Below are 3,343 nucleotides of genomic sequence, written 5' to 3'. Positions count from 1 at the left end.
ACCCTCACCCGCCGAGCCCGCGGCGCAGCCCCAGATCGAGCCCGCCGGTCGCCCCACTGCCGAGCCCGCCGGGCAATCTGCTGGCGAGGCACCCGGGCAGCCCGCCGCCGAGCCGTCGCCGGTGGGCGACGGCAGCGACATCCCGGTGGTGGCACGAGGCACCAGCGACCGCGATGCCTCGGCCGCCGGTGGTACGGCCGGGAGGTCGCCGGCCGAGCCGACACCCCGACCCCGACGCCAGCTTCCGACACCCGACCTGACCAGCACCACCACGCCACCCGATCCGAGCGGATCGCCCGCGGCACCCGGTCCGAGCGGATCGCCCGCGGCACCCGGCCGGGGTGGGACGACGGCACCCGATCTGTCGGCGGCGTTCGCCGATGCCGAGCCACGCGTCTCCACCGACCCGGCGGCTGTGGTCCGCGACGTCTCCGCCGCCTTCACCAGGCCGCCCGCTCCCCGCACCGAACAGGTGCGGCCGGACGGCGACGACCCCCGCGACAAGGGCGGCCGGCGCGGCCTGTTCCGGCGTGGCAGGTCGCGTTCGCAGGCGACCGGCACCGAGGGCGAGGAGCCACTGCCGGCACAGGACGAGGAGTACGTGGACTGGGTGGCCGGCCTCAGCGGCGCCGACGACGACGCCACGTCGAAAAAGCGTCGTTCGCTGCGCTCCAACGGCCGACACCACCGCAGCTGACGGCAGGCCGAGCACCCACCCCACCCTTTGCTCTGCTTCACTCCACCCACCGACTTCCGGTCAAACCGTTGCGTCCGTTGAAGCAGAGCAAAGGATGCATGTGGGTGCCTGGTGGTCGGGCAGGCGGGCACCGGCTGTCACGATCGCGCCCGGTGGCACCTGAGCGCGCGACGGGACGGGGTCAGGCCAGCGGCAGGTAGACCCGGCCGCCGGTGGCGACGAACTCCTCCGACTTGTCCTTCATCCCGCGGGCCGCGTACTCCTTGAGATCCTGAGTGATCTTCATCGAGCAGAACTTCGGCCCGCACATCGAGCAGAAGTGCGCCGTCTTCGCCGGTTCGGCGGGCAGCGTAGCGTCGTGATACGACCGCGCGGTCTCCGGATCCAGCGAGAGGTTGAACTGGTCCTCCCACCGGAACTCGAACCGCGCCTTCGACAGCGCGTCGTCCCACGCCTGCGCGCCCGGGTGCCCCTTGGCCAGGTCCGCCGCGTGCGCCGCGATCTTGTACGCGATGACCCCCGCCTTGACGTCGTCACGATCCGGCAGCCCCAGGTGTTCCTTGGGCGTGACGTAACAGAGCATCGCGGTGCCGAACATGCCGATCATCGCCGCGCCGATGGCCGAGGTGATGTGGTCGTACGCGGGCGCGACATCGGTGGTCAGTGGACCGAGCGTGTAGAACGGCGCCTGGTGGCACCACTCCTGCTGGAGGTCCACATTCTCCTTGATCTTGTGCATCGGCACGTGGCCCGGCCCCTCGATCATCACCTGCACGTCGTACTCCCAGGCGATCCGGGTCAGCTCACCCAGCGTCCGCAGCTCGGCGAACTGGGCCTCGTCGTTGGCGTCCGCGATCGAGCCGGGCCGCAGCCCGTCGCCGAGGGAGAAGGTCACGTCGTAGCGGGCCAGGATCTCGCAGAGTTCCCGGAAGTTGGTGTAGAGGAAGTTCTCCTCGTGGTGCGCCAGGCACCAGGCCGCCATGATCGACCCGCCGCGCGACACGATGCCGGTCACCCGGTCCACCGCCAGCGGCACGTACGGCAGCAGCACCCCGGCGTGCACGGTCATGTAGTCCACGCCCTGCTCGGCCTGCTCGATCACGGTTTCCCGGAACACCTCCCAGGTCAGCTTCACCGGGTCGCCACCGACGGACTCCAACGCCTGGTAGATCGGCACCGTGCCGATCGGCACCGGCGAGTTGCGCACGATCGCCTCACGGGTCTCGTGGATCCGCTTGCCGGTGGAGAGGTCCATCACCGTGTCCGCCCCCCACCGGGTGGCCCAGGTCAGCTTCTCCACCTCCTCGGCCACCGAGGAACTCACCGCCGAGGTGCCGATGTTGGCGTTGACCTTGACCAGGAACGCCTTGCCGATGATCGCCGGCTCGCACTCCGGGTGGTTGACGTTGAGCGGAAGCACCGCTCGGCCGGCCGCTATCTCGTCCCGGACGAACTCCGGCGCCATCCCCTCCCGGATCGCCACGAACTCCATCTCCGGCGTGACGATTCCGGCCCGGGCGTACGCGAGCTGCGTCGGCCGTTTCCCCTCCGTCCCGCCCAGCGGGGTGCCCGCACCGCGCACCGGGGCCACGTCGCCCCGCTCGGCGATCCACGCCCCGCGCAGCGGGGGCAGGCCGACCTCCGGCTCGGAACCCGGGCCGGAGGTGTCGTAGAGCCGCACTGCAGGGTTGTCCCCGGTCAGCTCCACCTCCGCGAACGGCACCTGAAGGTCTGCTCGCGTTCCCTCGACATACACCTTGCGCCGTGCCTGCATGGCAACCTCCCTGCTCAGGCGGACCAGCCGAAGTGGTCCAGCGGGCCGCGTCCCGCGCCCAACTCCCAGTCCCGCGCACCGGTCAGCGCGCGGGTGACGTACTCCTTGGCCGCCGCCACCGCCGCCGGCACCGGATCCCCCAGCGCCAGCCGCACGGTGACGGCCGCCGAAAACGAACAACCGGTCCCGTGGGTGTGCCGGGTCGGCACCCGCGGCCCGCGCAGCACGGTGGTCCCGTCCGGACCGTGCAGCACGTCCACCGCCTCGTCCCCGGCCGCCACGTCGCCGCCGGTGACAACCACCCATTCCGGCCCGCCGGCCACCAGCGCCCGCGCGGCCGTCACCGCCTCGTCGACACTCGTCACCGGTGCACCGGTCAGAGCGGCGGCCTCCGCGCTGTTCGGCGTCGCCACCCGGGCGTACGGCAGCAGCCGCTCCACCGCCTCCACCACGCCGAGCCGGTGCCCACTGGTGGCGACCAGCACCGGATCGACGACCAACTGCGGCAGCCGGCCGGCCGCCGCCGCGTCCGCGATCGCACCCGCCACCGCCGGCGTACCGAGCATCCCGGTCTTGACCGCCCGCACCGCGAAGTCCGACAGCACGCTGTCGAGCTGGTCGGTGACCGTCTGCGGGGGCAGCGGCAATACGGCGTCCACCCCACGGGTGTTCTGTGCGGTGATCGCGGTGAGCACGCTCGTGCCGTACGCGCCGAGGGCGGCGAAGACCTTCAGGTCGGCCTGGATGCCGGCACCGCCACCGGAATCCGATCCCGCCACGGTGAGCACGGTCGAGGGGGTTGTTGGGGTCACTTCTCTTCCTCAGTGGTTGCGGGGGTTGCGGTGGGGGGCTGCGGCCGACCGTGCCCACTC

The 3,343-nt window shown here is 71.8% G+C and carries 2 protein-coding genes and 1 pseudogene; 1 reads left to right on the top strand and 2 read right to left on the bottom strand.

Translation table 11 applies throughout. The annotated features are described in order from the left end of the window. Positions 1-697: pseudogene (locus C1I93_RS31845) on the top strand (hypothetical protein); the annotation flags it as partial. 181 nt (positions 698-878) lie between these two features. Here the strand turns inward: C1I93_RS31845 and thiC are convergent. Both thiC and thiD read right to left on the bottom strand, forming a co-directional pair. Beyond that, positions 879-2,471, bottom strand: coding sequence for a phosphomethylpyrimidine synthase ThiC (gene thiC, locus C1I93_RS29680; protein WP_111246558.1), 1,593 nt, complete (start codon positions 2,469-2,471; stop codon positions 879-881). A gap of 14 nt (positions 2,472-2,485) precedes the next feature. Beyond that, on the bottom strand, positions 2,486-3,283 hold the full coding sequence (thiD, locus tag C1I93_RS29675) for a bifunctional hydroxymethylpyrimidine kinase/phosphomethylpyrimidine kinase (protein WP_111246557.1): 798 nt from the start codon (positions 3,281-3,283) through the stop codon (positions 2,486-2,488). Positions 3,284-3,343 lie beyond the last annotated feature (60 nt).

The organism is Micromonospora endophytica, assembly GCF_003236305.1.
Classification (GTDB): domain Bacteria; phylum Actinomycetota; class Actinomycetes; order Mycobacteriales; family Micromonosporaceae; genus Micromonospora; species Micromonospora endophytica.
This window is presented reverse-complemented; position numbering and strand designations above follow the sequence as displayed.

Excerpts from the sequence above, each read along its gene's own strand:
- thiC (WP_111246558.1), bottom strand. The coding sequence starts at position 2,471 with ATGCAGGCACGGCGCAAGGTGTATGTCGAGGGAACGCGAGCAGACCTT.